Genomic DNA, 16522 nt, shown 5'->3' on the forward strand with positions numbered 1-16522 from the left:
GGACGCCAGGCGTCGAGCGTCAGCGCCACATTCATGTCTGAGTGGCGTTTTCGACCCATCTCGCCTATGTCCCGGCCTATGAGCTTCCCCACTTCCTTCGACGTCATTGTGATCGGCGGCGGCCATGCCGGCTGCGAGGCCGCCGCGGCCTCCGCGCGCGCCGGCGCCCGCACGTTGCTGCTGACCCAGACGCTCGAAACCATAGGCGAGATGAGCTGCAACCCGGCTATCGGAGGCCTGGGCAAGGGCCATCTGGTCCGCGAGATCGACGCCCTCGATGGCCTTATGGGCCGGCTCGGAGACAAGGCCGGCATCCAGTTCCGTCTGCTGAACCGCTCCAAGGGCGCCGCCGTGCGCGGCCCTCGCAGCCAGATCGACCGGCGCCTGTACCGCGAGGCCATGCAGGCCGAGCTGGCCGACTATCCCAACCTAACCCTGATGGCCGGCACGGCCGAGGCTCTGATCCTGAACGGAGACCGGGTCGTCGGCGTGACGACCGGTGAGGGCATCTCGCTCCGCGCGGGCGCAGTGGTTCTGACGACCGGCACCTTCCTCAACGGCGTCATCCATCGCGGCGACGAGCGGATTCCCGCCGGCCGTCATGGCGAGGCCCCCTCGACGGGTCTTGCCGCCGACCTCTATGGCGCCGGACTCAAGATGGGGCGGCTGAAGACCGGAACCCCTGCACGCCTCGACGGCCGCACCATCGCCTGGGACCGGCTGGAGATGCAGGCGGCCGATGCCGAGCCCGTGCCGTTCAGTTTCCTGACCGACCGGATCGACGTGCCCCAGATCGCCTGCGGCATCACCCAGACGACCGAAGAGACCCACGCGATCATCGCCGCCAATCTTGGCGAAAGCGCTGTGTACGGCGGCAAGCTGACCGGTGTCGGTCCGCGCTATTGCCCCTCGATCGAGGACAAGGTGGTCCGTTTCGCCGACAAGACCTCGCACCAGGTCTTCCTGGAACCGGAGGGGCTGGATGATCCGACCGTCTATCCAAACGGCATCTCCACCTCAGTCTCGCCGGGGACGCAGACCGCCTTCCTGCGCACCATGCCGGGATTGGAATCGGTCGAGGTGTTCCGCTTCGGCTATGCGATCGAGTACGATTATGTCGATCCGCGCGAACTGACCCCGGCGCTGGAGGTCAAGCGCCGTCCGGGCCTCTATCTGGCCGGTCAGATCAACGGTACGACCGGGTATGAGGAGGCAGGCGCTCAAGGGTTGATTGCCGGCCTCAACGCCGCCCGCGCCGCCGCCGGATCCCCGGAAATCGTGCTGGGGCGGGAGCAGGCCTATATCGGTGTGATGATCGACGATCTTGTCACGCGTGGTGTGACCGAGCCCTACCGGATGTTCACTAGCCGCGCCGAGTACAGGTTGACTCTCCGAGCCGACAACGCCGATCAACGGTTGACCCCGCTCGGGATTGAGGCCGGAATCGTCTCTGCGGAGCGTCGGCGCACCTTCGGGATCAAGGCGGCGGCCCTGGCCGATGCCACGCGGCTCGTGCGCGACACCCGGTTCACGCCCAACGAGGCCCAGGCGCTCGGCATCGCGGTGAATGCGGACGGCCAGCGCCGATCGATGCGCGATCTGCTGGCCTATCCGGGCGTCGATCTGACCGCCTTCGCGGCGGCATACCCCGTCATCGGCGACTGGAGCCCGTCTGTGCGCGAACAGGTCGAGATCGACGCGGGCTATGCCGGCTATCTGGATCGTCAGACCGCCGACGCCGAGGCCCTGCGCCGCGAGGAGGCTCTGATGCTTCCGGCCAACCTCGACTATGCGGCGATCGGCGGCCTGTCGCACGAGGTCCGCGAAAAGCTGTCGCTGGTTCTGCCGCGCACCCTCGGCCAGGCCGGTCGCATCGAGGGGGTGACCCCCGGTGCGCTCACGGCCCTGCTGTCCCACGTGAAAAAAGCGGCGGTCGCGGCCTGATGACTGCCGAGGAATTCCAGAAGGCGACCGGCGCCTGGCCGGAACGGATGGCCGACCTCGAACGGTTTCGGATCATGCTGACTGAGGCCAACGCGGTCATGAACCTGGTCGGGCCGGACAGTCTGCCGGACTTTTGGAACCGGCACGCCTGGGACTCGGCCCAACTCCTGGATCTCGCCGGTTTCGCACGGACCTGGGCGGACCTGGGTGCGGGCGCAGGGTTTCCCGGCGTCGTACTGGCCATCCTCTTGAAGGGGCGGCCGGACGCCCACATCTGGCTGATCGATTCCCTGCAGAAACGCTGCCGCTTCCTGCAGACCATCGTGGATGAGCTGGCCCTGCCGGCGACCGTCGTCTGGGGGCGGGCCGAGGAACAGGCGCTGAAGGTGGATGTCGTCACCGCGCGTGCCGTCGCGCCGATGGAAAAGTTGCTGGGTTATGCACAGCCCTATCTGTCTCGCGGTGCACAAGGTTTGTTTCTCAAGGGAGAGAAGGCCGAGGCGGAGTTGCGGGAGGCCTCGAAGTCCTGGCAAGTCGACGCTGAGCTTTCGGTCTCGCGCAGCGATCCGGGGGGCCGCATCGTTACCGTCCGGAGCCTTCGCCCCCGTGGAAATCAGCACCGTGGTTAGTATGACCAAGTCAGTCCCGGGCTCCGGCCCGAAGAGGTCTCCGCGCGTCCTCGCCGTGTCCAACCAGAAGGGCGGGGTGGGGAAGACGACGACCGCGATCAACCTGGGCACGGCGCTGGCCGCCATTGGCGAGAAGGTGCTGATCGTCGACATGGATCCCCAAGGCAATGCCTCCACGGGTCTGGGTGTTCCACGTGAAACACGACGGATCACCATCTATGACGTGATCGTCGACGGTCGGTCCGTCCATGATGCGGCCGTACCGACGGCCGTTCCGGGCCTGCACATCATTCCTGCCGACGCCGACATGTCGGGTGTCGAGATCGAGCTCAGCCAGGCCGATCGCCGCTCCTACCGCCTGCGCGACGCGCTCGCGGGACAGGGCGGGGAAGGCCATACCGGGTATGACTATGTGCTGATCGACTGCCCGCCGTCGTTGAACCTGTTGACGCTCAACGCCATGGCCGCGGCCGACGGAGTTCTTGTCCCGCTGCAGTGCGAGTTCTTCGCCCTCGAAGGGTTGACGCAGTTGATGAAGACGATCGAGATGGTCCGTCAATCATTGAATCCGACGCTCGAAATCCAGGGTCTGGTCCTGACCATGTATGACCGCCGCAACGCCCTCTCGGGACAGGTGGCAGCGGACGTTCGGAGCCACTTCGGGGACAAGGTCTATGACGCGGTGATCCCCCGGAACGTGCGGGTGTCCGAGGCGCCGTCCTTCGGAAAACCCGTTCTGATCTACGATCTGAAATGCACTGGCAGCCAAGCCTATCTGAAGCTCGCCAAAGAAGTTGTCGGTCGCGAACGCCGCCGCCTCGCCGCCTGATCATCATACGGAATCAAGAGTTTGTCTGAACGTCAAAGAGGTCTGGGCCGCGGCCTGTCCGCCCTGATGGGCGAGTCGATCAACGAGCCTGTGCCGGTCGCGTCGGGCGCGGTTCTACCGACCGGCGTGCTGTCGGTCCCCATCGAGAGCCTGAAGCCCAACCCGGATCAGCCGCGCAAGCAGTTCACCAAGGCGGACCACGACGAACTGACCCAGTCGATCCGCGACAAGGGCGTCCTGCAGCCGATTCTGGTGCGTCAGCAGCCCGGCGAAGACGGCGTCTGGCAGATTATCGCCGGCGAGCGCCGCTGGCGCGCGGCCCAGGGCGCGCGCCTGACCGAGGTGCCGGTCATCATCCGCGAGATGGACGACCTCGAGGTGCTGGAAGTCGCCATCATCGAGAATGTCCAGCGCGCCGACCTCAACCCGCTGGAGGAGGCCGCGGCCTATGGCGTGTTGATGGAGCGGTTCGGGCGCACCCAGGACGCGGTCGCCGGCATCGTCGGCAAGTCGCGCAGCCATGTGGCCAACACCCTGCGCCTGACCCAGCTGAGCCCTGGCGCACGAGAGCACGTGCTGGACGGCCGCCTGTCCGCCGGACACGCTCGCGCCCTGCTGACGGCCAAGGACCCGGATACGCTGGCCGACCAGGTCGTCGCCCAAGGGCTGAACGTCCGTCAGACCGAGGCTCTGGCCCGCAAGTCGCAGGACGAGCAGAAACCGAAGATCGCAAAGAGCTCCGCCGACCAGGCGTCTGCATCGCCCGACATCGCCGCCCTGGAACAGGACCTGGCCGATGCCCTGGGCGTCAAGATCGCCCTGGCCGACAGGGGCGGGAAGGGCGAACTGACCCTGTCCTACGCCAGCCTGGAACAGCTGGACGACCTGTGTCGCCGGTTGATGCGCGCCTGAGTGCCCGAGCGTGCTAGGGTGAGGTCATGACCGACACGCCTGAAACCCCCTCCGAAGCCCTGAAACGCGTCCTCGCCGCCAAGAAGGCCGCCGCGCCGGCTCACGCTGCGATGAACGGCGGCAAGGGAGAGGAACGCGCCGCCGCCGCCAAGAGCGCCGCCCTGGCCAAGCCCGCCTTCCGCAAGGCTTCGAAGCGGGGCTGATTCATCGTCTCCTCCCTGCTGCGCAGCAGTGGGGATGTTGCTCGGAGCGAAGCGGAGAGACGGAGGGGTTCTTGCCGCCGTCCAGAGCCCCTCCGTCAGCTCGCGAAGCGGCTCGCTGCCACCGTCCTATTCGCCAAGCGGCGAATGGGGAGGAGACGGGTCACAGGCCCAGTCGTCGCGCCCGTGCGGCAATCTCCAGCAGCAAACGCTCGGCAATCAGGTGCTCCGGCATCCCTGTCGTCTTCGTCGCGACATCGGCCGTATTGACGCTGTCCTGAACCACGTCGAGCTCTTCCAGCCGCCAGGCGCGGGCCTGACGCAGCATCTCGGCCTCCTGTTTCCAGAACACGCCGGCGGCCTTGGCGGCCTCCTTGGCCCCGGCGCCCGAGCCCTGAAGCACATTGATCCGGCGCAGCTTGCCGAGATGGATCGAGGCGGAGCGCACCGCCATGACGGCGCTTTCGCCTTCGGCCAGGGCGCGTCTCAGCCCGCCTTGCGCCGGAGCGGGGCGACCGCCGAAGGCCTGCAGCGCCGCATCGGCGAGCGAAGCGTCCGCTTCCACGCCCAGATGCGCCTCCAGCTCCTCGACATCGATGGTCCGGCCCGATCCCGGACCCACATACAAGGCCAGCCGCTCGATCTCCTGGCGCATCAGGCCGCGCTCGCGGGGCAGGCGGGCGACGAAGGCGGCCAGGGCGTCGGTGGTCAGGCCCACCTTGTCGACGGCGAGAGCCTCGCGCGTCATGCGGGCGATGTCGCCGGCTTCATCCTCGTAGACGGCGATGCCGACCGAACCCTTGCCGGCCTCGGCCGCCTTGCGCAGGGCGGAATCGCGGCCGAGCGCGCCCGCCTCGACCACCAGCATGCAGTCTGGATTGTAACCGCCGTCGGCATGGACCTTGAGCGCCGCCGCCAGCATCTTGTCGATCGAGGCCTTCTCCGACCCCAGCCGCACGCGGACCAGCCTGCGTCCGCCGATCATCGACAGGGCGGTCAGGGCCTCTTCCAGCCGGGCTTCGTCGCCGTCGATGTCGCTGTCGGTCAGCAGGGTGACGTTGAACGGGTCGTTCAGATCGGGGGTGACGGCCCGGCACAGGATCTCTGCGCGCTCGGCGACGCCGGAGCGGTCCTTGCCGTGGATGACGGCGGCGCGGATCCCGGCGTCCGGCTTCGCCAGGAAGCGGTCGACCTCGGGCCGCTTGGCGAGGATCATGGGGCGGAGAGAGCCCGCATCAGGTCGACGCGGATCAGCCCGGCCAGTTCGGTGGCGGCGCGGTCCTCGCCGTCCTGCTGGGCTGCGATGGCGGCATAGGGCTGGTCGGCGGCGGCGTAGGTGGTGGTGACGGCCTCGGTCCCGGTCAGGGCCGCGCCGCCCGCGACGGGCGTCAGGGTCCAGGCCCCGCGCACGGTCAGCTCATAGCGGGTGGCGGTGTCGTCGATCCGGCGGCCCAGAGGACGACGGTTCTGCTGAACCACCGTCTCCAGCCGATACAGGGGCGCGGCGTTGCGGTTCCAGCCGAGAGCGTCCTCCAGCTGCTCGCGCAGGCGGTATCCCAGCCGGTCGTCCTGGGTCGTCACGGCGATCCGGCTCAGCGACGGCGATCCACCCGCATCCCCGTACAGCGGCGTGAATCCGCACCCGGCCAGGAGCAGGGAGGCGGCCGCCAGCGCTGACAGGCTGCGGACCGACATCTAGCCGGCCACCAAGTTGACGATGCGATCGGGCACGACGATCACCTTGCGGATCGATTGCGAGTTGGCTTCCAGATAGGCCTGAACAGCCGGATTGGCGAGCGCCTGGGCCTCGACCGCCCTGGCGTCGGCCCCGCGCGGCATCGTGATCTCGCCCCGGCGCTTGCCGTTGATCTGGATGGGCAGGACGACCTCGTCATCGGCGGCGAGGGCCGGATCGAACACAGGCCAGGGGGCGTCGAGAACCATGCCGGTCTCGCCCAGACGGGTCCAACCCTCCTCGGCGACGTGCGGGGTGAAGGGGGCGACGAGACGGGCCAGGGCCGACAGAGCCTCGCGCCGCGCCCCGCCTGACGCGCCGTCGTGGTCGCGGATCGTGGCCACGAAGGCGTAGAGCTTGGCGATGGCGGAGTTGAAGCGGAAGCCTTCGACGCCTTCGGACACGGCCTTGATGGCCTTGTGTGTTTCCTTGAGCAGCAGGGCGTCGGCGGCCGGATCACCGGCTGTGTCGGCCTCGAAGCTGTCGAACAGGGTCCAGACGCGCTGGACAAAGCGGCTGGCGCCCTCGACGCCGCCGGGGGTCCACTGCACGTCGCGCTCGGGCGGGCTGTCGGACAGGACGAACAGGCGGCCGGCGTCCACGCCGTGCGAGTCCAGGATTTCCTGGGGCGCGACGACGTTCTTCTTCGACTTCGACATCTTCTCGATGTCGCCGATGATCAGGGTCTCGCCGGTCGACCTCTGGCGAGCGGATCGCACGCCGGCGTCGTTGGTCAGGTCGACGTCGGTCGGCTCGACCCAGGCGCCGTCGGCCCGGCGATAGGTCTCGTGGACCACCATCCCCTGGGTGAACAGGCCGGCGAAGGGCTCCTTCACCGACAGCATGCCGGCGTCGGACAGGGCGCGGGTGATGAACCGGGCGTAGAGCAGGTGCAGGACCGCATGCTCGACCCCGCCGATATACTGGTCGACGGCCAGCCAGCGATCGGCCGCGTTCTTGGTGATCGGCTCAACCGCCTTCGGGTCGGTGAAGCGGGCGAAATACCAGCTGGAATCGACGAAGGTGTCGAGCGTGTCGGTCTCGCGCGTCGCGTCGGCGCCGCAGGACGGGCATTGGACGTGTTTCCAGGTCGGGTGGCGATCCAGCGGGTTGCCGGGCACGTCAAAAATCACGTCGTCGGGCAGGACCACCGGCAACTGATCGCCGGGAACCTCGACCACGCCGCAGGACAAGCAATGGACGATGGGGATGGGGCAGCCCCAGTAGCGCTGCCGCGAGACGCCCCAGTCGCGCAGGCGATAGATGGTCGCGCCCTTGCCCATGCCCGCGGCCTCGATCCGGGCGATCGCGGTCGCCTTGGCGTCCTCGATCGACAGGCCATCGAGGAAGTCGGAGTGGAACAGGGCGCCAGGGCCCGTATAGGCCTCGGTCTCGACCGCGAAATCATCGCCCGCGCCATCCGGCTTCACCACGGCCAGGACTGGCAGCAGATATTTGCGGGCGAAATCCAGGTCGCGCTGGTCGTGGGCCGGGCAGCCGAAGATGGCGCCCGTGCCGTATTCCGACAGGATGAAGTTGGCGATCCAGACGCTGACCTCATGCCCGTCGAACGGGTGGAGGACCTTCAGTCCGGTGTCCCAGCCGATCTTTTCGGCCTGTTCGATGTCGGCGGTGGAGGTTCCGCCCGCGCGGCACTCGGCGACGAAGGCGGCGACCTTCGGATCGGCCTCGGCCATGGCCCTGGCGATCGGATGGTCGGGCGCGATGCCCATGAAGGACGCGCCGAACAGGGTGTCGGGGCGGGTGGTGTAGATTTCCAGACCGTCCGGCGAGGCGGCCGGAGCCTCCCCGGCCCATGTCCACGTCATCTGCAGGCCCTTTGACCGGCCGATCCAATTCTCCTGCATCAGCCGGACCTTGTCGGGCCAGCGGTCGAGGTCCTTGAGCCCGTCGATCAGGTCGTCGGCATAGTCGGTGATACGCAGGAACCACTGGTTCAGCTTGCGCTTCTCGACCACCGCGCCCGAGCGCCACCCCTTGCCGTCGATGACCTGTTCATTGGCCAGGACAGTGTTGTCGACGGGGTCCCAGTTGACGACGCCGTCCTTGCGATAGACCAGGCCGCGCCGATACAGCTCCAGGAACCAGGCTTGCTGCTTGCCGTAATATTCCGGGTCGCAGGTGGCGAATTCACGCGACCAGTCCAGCGACAGGCCCAGCAGCTTCAGCTGCGCCCGCATCGAGGCGATGTTGTCGTAGGTCCAGCCCTTGGGGTGGATGCCGCGCTCCATGGCCGCGTTCTCGGCCGGCATGCCGAAGGCGTCCCAGCCCATCGGGTGCAGGACGTCGAAGCCCTGGGCCCGCTTGTGGCGCGCGACCACGTCGCCCATCACATAGTTGCGGGCGTGCCCCATGTGGATGTTACCCGACGGATAGGGAAACATTTCAAGGACATAGTATTTCGGGCGACCCGTATCCCGGGTGACGAAGGCGTCTGCATCGGCCCAGCGCGCCTGCTGGCGCGGCTCTGCGGTCTTGGGGTCGTAACGGGTCGGAGAGGCGGACACGGGCAATCCTTCAAGGCGTCTCCTCCCTGTTCGCTGCTGGGCGAATAGGGAGGTGGATCCGTAGCGAAGCGGAGGAGACGGAGGAGTTCTTGAAGCGGACTCGGTCGTGGGGCGTCAAGAGCCCCTAAACCCCCGCCGAGCGGCGGGCGGTCCCCCTCCCCATCGCTCCGCGACGGGGAAGGGACGCGGCCTCTAGCCCGCGTTGGACAGGTTGAGCTGGCGCGCCTTGGTCAGGATCGCATTTTCCAGGTCGGCCTCGGTCTGGGCGGCCACGGGTGAGGCGGTCCAGTCGCCGCCGGCGGTGCGGACCTCCTTGGTCACCGTGACGTTCAGGGCGTCGGCGCGCAGGCGGGTGTCGAGGATGAAGACGGTCGCCTTGAAACGCTCGTTCGGCGTCTGCGGATTGACGTACCAGTCATAGTTCACGACGCCGCCCCACGGATCGGCGGTCAGCAGCGGCATGAAGCTGAGGGTGTCGAGAGTGGCGCGCCACAGATAGGCGTTGACGCCGATGCCCTGCTGCGCCGTCGTGGCGCGAGGGGCCGAACCGCCCGAGAAGGGCAGACCGCCGCAGGCGGAGAGGAGCAGACCGCCGGTGACAACCAGGGTGGTCGCCAGGACCGTCTTGCCGCGAACAGAACCCATCGAACGTCGTCTCCATCAGGGCTGATCCGCCGGTCCCGAACAGGAGGGGCGGGCGCAAGGGCGAGACGGTCCGCGACCGTTCGCCAAGCGCGGCTCTATAACACGCCCAAAAGGGGCGATGACAAGGCAATCCACAGCCGAGGCCCTCCGTATACGGCGGCCACGATCCGCATCGGGCTCGGAAGACGATTTCCCCAACCCGGCGAACACCTTCCCGACGTCTTCCCGTGACGCTTGCGCCACAGGCGGGCGCAAGAGTCGGTGGAACCGGGTTGCTTCGGCCTCGTTGCGTTGACCGGGCGGACTACCGGTGTCTAATCGGCAGGTCCACGGTGGAAACACCGGGTTCACGAACAAGGGTCCGGCGAGAAACGCCGGGTCGAAGGGTTGGAAATGCGTCTCGCCGCGGTCATCGCTGCCTCTGTCGGTCTCGTCGCCCTTCTCGGCGTCGCGGGCGAAGCGTCCGCGCAATCGCGGTCGCGCGCGCCGGCCGTGACCCTGGCCGAAGCGTCCAACGCCCAGCGTTCGACCCCCGCCGCACCGCGTCGCGGCCTGCGCTGGAACGAGAACGGCCGCTGGGGCCTCGACTTCAACCTGAACCAGCCTGTCGGCCGCGAAGCCGAATGGGGCGACGTCGAAGCCGGCGCCTACTATCGCCTTTCGCCGCGCCTGCGCGTCGGCGCCGCCGCCGGCCTGGCCACGCCCGAGCAGGACCCGGCCCGTGCGCCCGAGACCGACCGCCGCGCCCAGCCGCGCGTGCGTCTGGAAACCCTGTTCCGCTTCTAGGGCCCGAACGGCCCGGCGATCCCGCCGATCGCCGCCAGTCCGTAGACGCCCGATCCCTGCAATCCGCCTGCATTTCCGGCGGTGATCCCGCCGAGCGCGATGACTCGCATCCGGCCCTCCGAGGCGCGGGCCAGCGAATTCCTGCCGAGAGAGGGTTTCGCCGAGGACTCCCCCCCCGCCGGGAAGATCGGCGACAGCACCACCGCGTCCAGATCCCGCGCGGCCAGCGCCGCCTGGACCGAATGCACCGCACCGGTCAGAATCCAGTCCGGCCGCCTTCCCGACAGGGCATAGGCCGCCGAGATGGCCCGTTCCGGCAGATGCAGGCCGTCGGCGTCGACCCGGTCCGCCAGCCCGGCGTCCAGTCCGATCAGCAGGCTCATGCCGCGCTCCCGCGTGGCGATGCGCAGCCGCTCCGCGGTCTCGATCGCGTCCGCCGCGCCGAACGACCGATAGACGACGCCCGATCCCGCCGGCATCCGCGCCGCGATCTCCCAGGGCCTCGGCGTCCGTTCCGGGTCGGTGAACAGCAGCATCGGCGGGACACGCGACCGCCCGCCACTCCTGACAATGTCGGCGTCACGGGCTAAAGCCTGAGCCACGGCCCACAATCGGGCTCCGTCTTCCGTCATATCCGGCACGTCCATGGTCGCCTCATCCCCCGCTTCGACGCCCCCGTCTACTGACGACACCTTCGCCGCGCGTCTGGCGACGATCCGGGCGCGCATGGCGGCGGCTGCCAGGGCTGCGGGCCGCGATCCGGCCGCGATCACCCTGACCGCTGTGTCCAAGACTCAGCCGGACGAGGCCATCAAGGCCGCCCTCGCCTCGGGGCTGAGGGTCTTCGGTGAGAACCGGGTGCAGGAGGCGCAGGGCCGCTGGACCGATCGCCGGACGGCTCTGCCCGACCTCGAGCTTCGCCTGATCGGCCCCCTCCAGTCCAACAAGGCCGAGGACGCTGTCGCCCTGTTCGACGTCATCGAGACGCTGGACCGGCCAAAACTGATCGGCGCCCTGGCCTCGGCCTCGCAGAAAATCGGTCGCTCACCCCGCCTGCTGGTCCAGATCAACACCGGTGAGGAGGACCAGAAGACAGGAGTCGCCCCCCGCGACGCCGATGCCCTGATCGCCGCCGCCCGCGCCCAGGGGTTGATCGTCGAGGGACTGATGGCCATTCCGCCCGCTGACGAGGAACCGATCCTGCATTTCGCATTGCTGGCCCGGATCGCCGGCCGCAACGGCCTGGGCGTCCTGTCCATGGGGATGAGCGCGGATTACGAGGCCGCGATCCGGCTGGGTGCGACTCACGTCCGGGTCGGATCGGCGCTGTTCGGGGAACGAAACCCGGCTTTCGCGCCCTCTGGTTGCTGATTCCACGCCAAATTCAGCCGCTGCCTTGGCGTTTGCCTCCAGCCTCGCCATTCTAGACAGATGCCCCCAGCCAAGACCCTGCTTATCATCGACGACGACGACGACCTGCGCGAGGCCCTGGCCGAGCAACTGGCGCTGCATGAGGAGTTCAAGACCGTCCAGGCCTCGACCGCCACCGAGGGCCTGCGCCTGGGTCGAGAGATCCGCGCCGACCTGATCCTGCTCGACGTCGACCTGCCCGACATGGACGGCCGGGAGGCCTGCCGGCTGTTGCGCAAAGACGGCGTCTCGACCCCCGTCATCATGCTGACCGGGCAGGATTCGGACGCCGACACGGTTCTGGGTCTTGACAGCGGGGCCAACGATTATGTGACCAAGCCTTTCCGCTTCGCCGTCCTTCTGGCCCGCATCCGCGCCCATCTGCGCAGCCACGAACAATCCGAGGACGCCGTCTTCCAGATCGGCCCCTATTCCTTCCGCCCCGCAGGCAAGATTCTGGTCGATCCCAAGGGCAAGAAGATCCGGCTGACGGAGAAGGAAACCAACATCCTGAAATACCTCTATCGCGCCGGGGCCAAGCCGGTGTCGCGCGAGGAGCTGTTGACCGAGGTCTGGGGCTACAACGCCGGGGTCACGACCCACACGTTGGAGACCCATATCTATCGCCTGCGCCAGAAGATCGAGCCCGAGCCCGGCCAGGCGCGCCTTCTGCTGACCGACGCGGGCGGGTACCGGCTGCAGCCCTAGGCGTCAGCCTCCAACCCGCCACTCCGACAGGGTCTTGCCGTCGGCGGTCTCGAAAGCCACCCGATCCAGCTGAACTGCGCCGATGCAGACCGGCCTTTGGTTGGCGGAAGCGGCCCGGCAACGAAGGGCGCGCCCGTCCGCGAATGCAGCCAGGCGACCTTCCAGCACCAGCCGATAGCCGCCGGCCGGCGCGGCCGGAGCCTGGTCGCTCTCGCCGCGCACGGTGAATTCGTAGGCGCGACCGTTGCGGCGACCCAGTCGGGAGCCATCTTCCTCGAACACCGCCGCAAGACCGACGGACTGGGGCGACGGCGCCTCCACCGGGCCGCTTGCGAGGGGATCGCCCTCGACACCTGGACAACCGTCGGCTCGCAACCATGGCCGGGATATCCAGAAGCCCTCAGCCGCTTCCCAGCTGTCGGCGCTCCCCGCGAGCAGCGGCGAATCCGTCCAGTCGCCGGGGGCCAGGGTCAGTCTCAGGCTCTCGCGCCGGGGGCCCCACGACCAGGCCGCCAGCCCGTTTCCGGGCGCCGCCTCAACGGGCGGCGGGCTCGCGCCCGCGCAGCCAAAGGCCTCGCGGACGACGAACCGACGTCCGGTCAGCGAGCCTGCGGAATCCTGGCCCGCCGCATAGGCCGAGGCGGCTGCGTCCATCGCCTGCAACAGTCCGGCGCGATCCAGGGTCGGGGCGGGCGGCACGGGAGGCACGGGCGGTTCAGCCGTTTCGGCCGGCGGGGGCGCAATCGGCGGCGCAGTCACGGCTGCCTCCCGCTGACATCCGGAGAGAAGAAGAGCGGTCGCCGCGAGCGCGACGGCCGACGGGCGAAGGAACGCGGTCGGTTCGAGCATGGAACAAGCCTAGCACGGCTTCGCTGTTTCGATGTCCATCGCCTGAAAAAGGTTGACGAAAGCGTTCGGGAGCGGTCTGCACGGGATCATGACCTTCGATCAGATCGCCGCGCTCGCGGTGCTTGTCGGCGTTGTCGGCGTCTTGATCCATGGCAAGCTTCGCGCCGACGTCGTCGCCCTGACTGCCGCCGCCATCCTGCTGTTGCTCGGGGTCGTGCGGCCGGTCGAGGTGCAGGGCGCCTTCGCCAGCCCGGCCGTCATCGCCCTGGCCGGTCTGTTCGTCATCGCCTACGCCATCGAGCTGTCGGGGCTTCTGGGCTTGCTGATCCGCCAGGCGACACAACTGGCGGCGAGGATCGGAGCGACGGGAATCTGGATCGTCATCGGCCTGTGCGGCGCCGTCGGCGGCTTTCTGAACAACACCCCGGTTGTCGTGCTGGCCGCGCCGGTGATCCGCGACGTCGCCAAGTCCCTGCATCTGTCGCCCAAGCGATTCCTCATGCCCCTCAGCCATGTGACCGTCCTCGGGGGGCTGCTGACGCTGATCGGGACATCGACCAACCTGCTGGTCAACGACATGGCGCGGAACGCGGGCCAGCCGGTCTTCAGCCTGTTCGAGATCACGCCGGTGGGGCTGGTCATCGCCGTGGCCGGGGGGCTCTGGCTCTATTTCATCGGCGCGCGTCAGCTGGGCCGTGCGGTGGCCGAAGACGAGGCCGAGGCTGCACGGATCGCGATGATCGAGGAGAGCCGCCGGCGCGCCGAGGCTGAGGCGAAGAACCGCCAGCGCCGTCGGCTCCTGCCCTTCGGCCTGCCGCGCTTCGGGGAATCCCGCAACCAGCCGGACGGCTCGGGCGACGCCCATCTGGGAGACGTGGCCCTGTACGGAGCGGCGGACCAGCCGTTTCGCCTGAGACCGGCTATGATTTCGCTGGCGATCTTCGCCCTCGTCATCGCTTCTGCGGCGCTGGGATGGGCGCCCATCGCGGCCTCGGCCTTCGCCGGGGCGGTCGCCCTGATCCTGTGCCGGGTCATCACACCCGAGGAGGCCTATGCCGGGCTGAGACCGGAAATCCTGCTGCTGATCGCGGGGATGGTCGTGGTCGGCACAGCCATCGAGGTCACCGGACTGGCGGCCGCAGGGGCAGACGCCCTGATCCATGTGATTCGTCCGATGGGACCGCTGGGCGCTCTCATCGTCCTCTACGGCGTGACCCTGTTCGCGACCGAGTTGCTGTCAAACGCGACGGTGGCGGTGCTGATCACCCCGATCGCCGTGGCGCTGGCCGAGAGCCTGGGCGTGGATCCGCGCCCCTTCCTCGTCTGCGTCATGATGGCCGCTTCGGCTGCTTTCGCCACGCCGTTCGGCTATCAGACCAATGTGCTGGTCTTCAACATGGGCGGGTACAGCTACATGGACTTCGTCCGCGTCGGCCTGCCGCTGAACCTGGTGACCTGGGTCGCGGCCATGTTCGCCATTCCGATCTTCTTCCCGTTCTAGAGGCTGGAGGCCTGCTCTAGAGGTCCAGATCGACCGTGATCGGGCAATGGTCGCTCGGCTGGGTCCATGCGCGCACCGGCTCGTGGATGATCGCCGAGCCTGGTACGACCGACGGCGTCAGGCCCGGAGAGGTCCAGATGTGGTCCAGGCGCAGGCCGCGCTGCGATACCCGGAAATCCTGGGCGCGATAGCTCCACCATGAGGCCAGCTTCTGCGGTTCCGGCCAGGCGTCGCGGACCACGTCGTGGAAGCCGCCTGCCGTCTGCAGCCGGTTCAGGGTCTCAACCTCCAGCGGGGTGTGGCTGACGATCTTCGACATATAGCGGTGGTTCCAGACGTCGAACTCGCTCGGGGCGATGTTGAAGTCGCCGCACATCAGCAGTCGCGACGAACGGTCCTGGCGCGCGATCGTCGCGGTCAGCTTTTCGTAGAAATCCATCTTGTGATCGAATTTCGGGTTCAGCGCGCGGTCGGGGACGTCGCCGCCGGCCGGGATGTAGAAATTCTGGATGTCGACGCCGGCGACCCTGGCCGAGACGCAGCGGGCGTGACCCAGTTTGCAGGCCTGGAAGGTGTCCGAATGTTCGATCGGCAGGCGCGAGGCGATGGCGACGCCATGCCAGCCCTTCTGACCCGCGATCTTCAGGTGCGGCATGCCCATGTCGGCAAAGGCGTTCCGCGGGAACTGGTCCTCCAGGCATTTGATCTCCTGCAGGCACAGGACGTCGACGTTCGCCTCGGCGACGAACCGGGCGACCTGGTCGATGCGCAGGCGGACGGAGTTGATGTTCCAGGTGGCGACGCGAAGCATGGACCCCGTCTAGCGCAAGCTGGGCGGCGCTCAAGCCGTGAGCGACCGCAAAGTTCAGCCTCGGGCGGATCAAAGATCCGACCCAGGGGCTCACGACCGCGCATTGAAAAGAAAACCCCCGGCGCGGACGCCGGGGGTGAAGGTTGTTTCTCTCTCGCCGCCATCGGGAGGGGATGAGGTCCGAAGGCGCAGGAACGGCCGCCGCCGCTCTGTGTTCAAAGTGTCACTCCTCATAGAAATAGTCAAACCCCAAGAGAGGGTGATTGCCTGCGTTCTATCGAACACGGTTCACGATTCGTGGCTCCGTCAGTTGCGGCCGGGTCGGCGGGTCGGATCAATCAGGCGGAACAGGCTTGCGGCCAGGCCCGACGCTGGCGTCAGAGTGGTCAACTGGGTCCGGGTGCGCCCGCCCTGCGAATCCGTGATGGTCCATTCCTGCAGCCGCAGCGGCGTGCCGGAGAAGGCCAGGATGACCGACCCTTCATTCGGACTGCGTTCGTCGCGGGCGGTGATGGCGAAGGCGCCGGATTGCATCCGGGTGACGCGGTCGATGCGCACCCCCTGGTCCAGACGGACGTTGCGGGCGAGGAATGTCGACAGCGGCGTCACGCCCAGAGGCACCTGGCGGAAGACGTTCAGGCGAGGGTCGTAGCGTTTGACGTTATTGCCGTCCGACACGACCAGCAGGCCCGCTGGATTGGTGTATTCGAACCGCATCTTGCCCGGACGCTGCAGATAGAAGCGGCCTTCGCGGCGTTGCCCGCCGGCGCCGGTCTCGACGAAATTCCCCTGGGCCGAGGTCAGGTTCTGCAGATAGGTCTGGGCCTGGGCCAGGGTGGCGCGATCCTCCGCCGACAGCGCCGTCTGGGCACTGGCGGGCAGGGCGGCCCCCATGCCGGACAGGCCGGCGATGACGGCGAGGCCGAAGCCGAGGTCTCTGCGGGAAAGGGTCATGGTCGTCTTTCTCCCTTCGTCATCCCCCGGCTTGACCGGAGGACGGGATGGTTTTCGAGGCTGGCTTTGTGCCGGTCCAGC

The 16522-nt window shown here is 67.9% G+C and carries 17 protein-coding genes; 9 read left to right on the plus strand and 8 right to left on the minus strand.

The annotated features are described in order from the left end of the window. Window positions 1–78 precede the first annotated feature (78 nt). Genes mnmG through ACP7AU_RS06780 form a run of 5 tightly spaced genes read left to right on the plus strand, consistent with a single transcriptional unit; the run spans window position 79 to window position 4517 of the window. Window positions 79–1944, plus strand: coding sequence for a tRNA uridine-5-carboxymethylaminomethyl(34) synthesis enzyme MnmG (mnmG, locus tag ACP7AU_RS06760; RefSeq protein ID WP_426038530.1), 1866 nt, complete (start codon window positions 79–81; stop codon window positions 1942–1944). A gap of 47 nt (window positions 1945–1991) precedes the next feature. Further along, window positions 1992–2573: a 16S rRNA (guanine(527)-N(7))-methyltransferase RsmG gene (gene rsmG, locus ACP7AU_RS06765; protein WP_426038531.1), complete on the plus strand. Its 582-nt coding sequence runs from the start codon at window positions 1992–1994 to the stop codon at window positions 2571–2573. A gap of 1 nt (window position 2574) precedes the next feature. Next, complete coding sequence (locus tag ACP7AU_RS06770; protein WP_426038532.1) at window positions 2575–3402, plus strand: ParA family protein; 828 nt, start codon at window positions 2575–2577, stop codon at window positions 3400–3402. A 21-nt stretch (window positions 3403–3423) separates the two neighbouring features. Beyond that, the gene (locus tag ACP7AU_RS06775; protein ID WP_426050926.1) at window positions 3424–4314 is read left to right on the plus strand and encodes a ParB/RepB/Spo0J family partition protein; all 891 of its coding nucleotides are present in this window, start codon (window positions 3424–3426) and stop codon (window positions 4312–4314) included. 26 nt (window positions 4315–4340) lie between these two features. Beyond that, window positions 4341–4517 (plus strand): hypothetical protein, encoded by a 177-nt coding sequence (locus tag ACP7AU_RS06780; RefSeq protein ID WP_426038534.1) that lies wholly within the window; start codon window positions 4341–4343, stop codon window positions 4515–4517. Between the two features lie 160 nt (window positions 4518–4677). On the opposite strand, the gene holA is transcribed toward ACP7AU_RS06780, so the two are convergent. From holA to ACP7AU_RS06800, 4 genes are all read right to left on the minus strand, one after another. Further along, on the minus strand, window positions 4678–5730 hold the full coding sequence (gene holA / locus ACP7AU_RS06785) for a DNA polymerase III subunit delta (protein WP_426038535.1): 1053 nt from the start codon (window positions 5728–5730) through the stop codon (window positions 4678–4680). Then, window positions 5727–6209 carry an LPS assembly lipoprotein LptE gene (lptE, locus tag ACP7AU_RS06790; protein ID WP_426050927.1) on the minus strand — a complete coding sequence of 161 codons (483 nt, stop codon included), beginning with the start codon at window positions 6207–6209 and terminating at the stop codon, window positions 5727–5729. Before lptE ends, holA begins: the two co-directional genes overlap by 4 nt. Further along, window positions 6210–8777: a leucine--tRNA ligase gene (leuS, locus tag ACP7AU_RS06795; RefSeq protein WP_426050928.1), complete on the minus strand. Its 2568-nt coding sequence runs from the start codon at window positions 8775–8777 to the stop codon at window positions 6210–6212. Between the two features lie 192 nt (window positions 8778–8969). After that, window positions 8970–9422 (minus strand): DUF3576 domain-containing protein, encoded by a 453-nt coding sequence (locus ACP7AU_RS06800; protein ID WP_426050929.1) that lies wholly within the window; start codon window positions 9420–9422, stop codon window positions 8970–8972. A gap of 393 nt (window positions 9423–9815) precedes the next feature. Here ACP7AU_RS06800 and ACP7AU_RS06805 point away from each other — a divergent pair, with 393 nt between their 5' ends. Continuing rightward, entirely contained in the window at window positions 9816–10208 is a 393-nt protein-coding gene (locus tag ACP7AU_RS06805) for an NtrZ family periplasmic regulatory protein (RefSeq protein WP_426038539.1), read from the plus strand. Here the strand turns inward: ACP7AU_RS06805 and ACP7AU_RS06810 are convergent. Further along, window positions 10205–10744: a thiamine phosphate synthase gene (locus tag ACP7AU_RS06810; protein ID WP_426050930.1), complete on the minus strand. Its 540-nt coding sequence runs from the start codon at window positions 10742–10744 to the stop codon at window positions 10205–10207. The genes ACP7AU_RS06805 and ACP7AU_RS06810 overlap by 4 nt on opposite strands. A gap of 109 nt (window positions 10745–10853) precedes the next feature. On the opposite strand from ACP7AU_RS06810, the gene ACP7AU_RS06815 reads away from it, so the two are divergent. Then, window positions 10854–11579 (plus strand): YggS family pyridoxal phosphate-dependent enzyme, encoded by a 726-nt coding sequence (locus tag ACP7AU_RS06815; RefSeq protein ID WP_426050931.1) that lies wholly within the window; start codon window positions 10854–10856, stop codon window positions 11577–11579. 60 nt (window positions 11580–11639) lie between these two features. Next, window positions 11640–12326, plus strand: coding sequence for a response regulator transcription factor (locus tag ACP7AU_RS06820; protein ID WP_303694776.1), 687 nt, complete (start codon window positions 11640–11642; stop codon window positions 12324–12326). A 3-nt stretch (window positions 12327–12329) separates the two neighbouring features. Here ACP7AU_RS06820 and ACP7AU_RS06825 read toward each other — a convergent pair whose 3' ends face one another. Continuing rightward, entirely contained in the window at window positions 12330–13085 is a 756-nt protein-coding gene (locus ACP7AU_RS06825; protein WP_426050932.1) for a hypothetical protein, read from the minus strand. 178 nt (window positions 13086–13263) lie between these two features. Between ACP7AU_RS06825 and ACP7AU_RS06830 the strand changes: the two genes are divergently transcribed. Next, window positions 13264–14676, plus strand: a complete 1413-nt coding sequence (locus tag ACP7AU_RS06830; RefSeq protein ID WP_426038543.1) for an SLC13 family permease — start codon at window positions 13264–13266, stop codon at window positions 14674–14676. 16 nt (window positions 14677–14692) lie between these two features. Here ACP7AU_RS06830 and ACP7AU_RS06835 read toward each other — a convergent pair whose 3' ends face one another. Beyond that, complete coding sequence (locus ACP7AU_RS06835; protein WP_426050933.1) at window positions 14693–15487, minus strand: exodeoxyribonuclease III; 795 nt, start codon at window positions 15485–15487, stop codon at window positions 14693–14695. A 306-nt stretch (window positions 15488–15793) separates the two neighbouring features. Further along, complete coding sequence (locus tag ACP7AU_RS06840) at window positions 15794–16441, minus strand: LolA family protein (protein WP_426050934.1); 648 nt, start codon at window positions 16439–16441, stop codon at window positions 15794–15796. Window positions 16442–16522: the final 81 nt, after the last annotated feature.

It is taken from the genome of Brevundimonas sp. SL161, from assembly GCF_049896985.1.
Taxonomy (GTDB): Bacteria; Pseudomonadota; Alphaproteobacteria; order Caulobacterales; family Caulobacteraceae; genus Brevundimonas.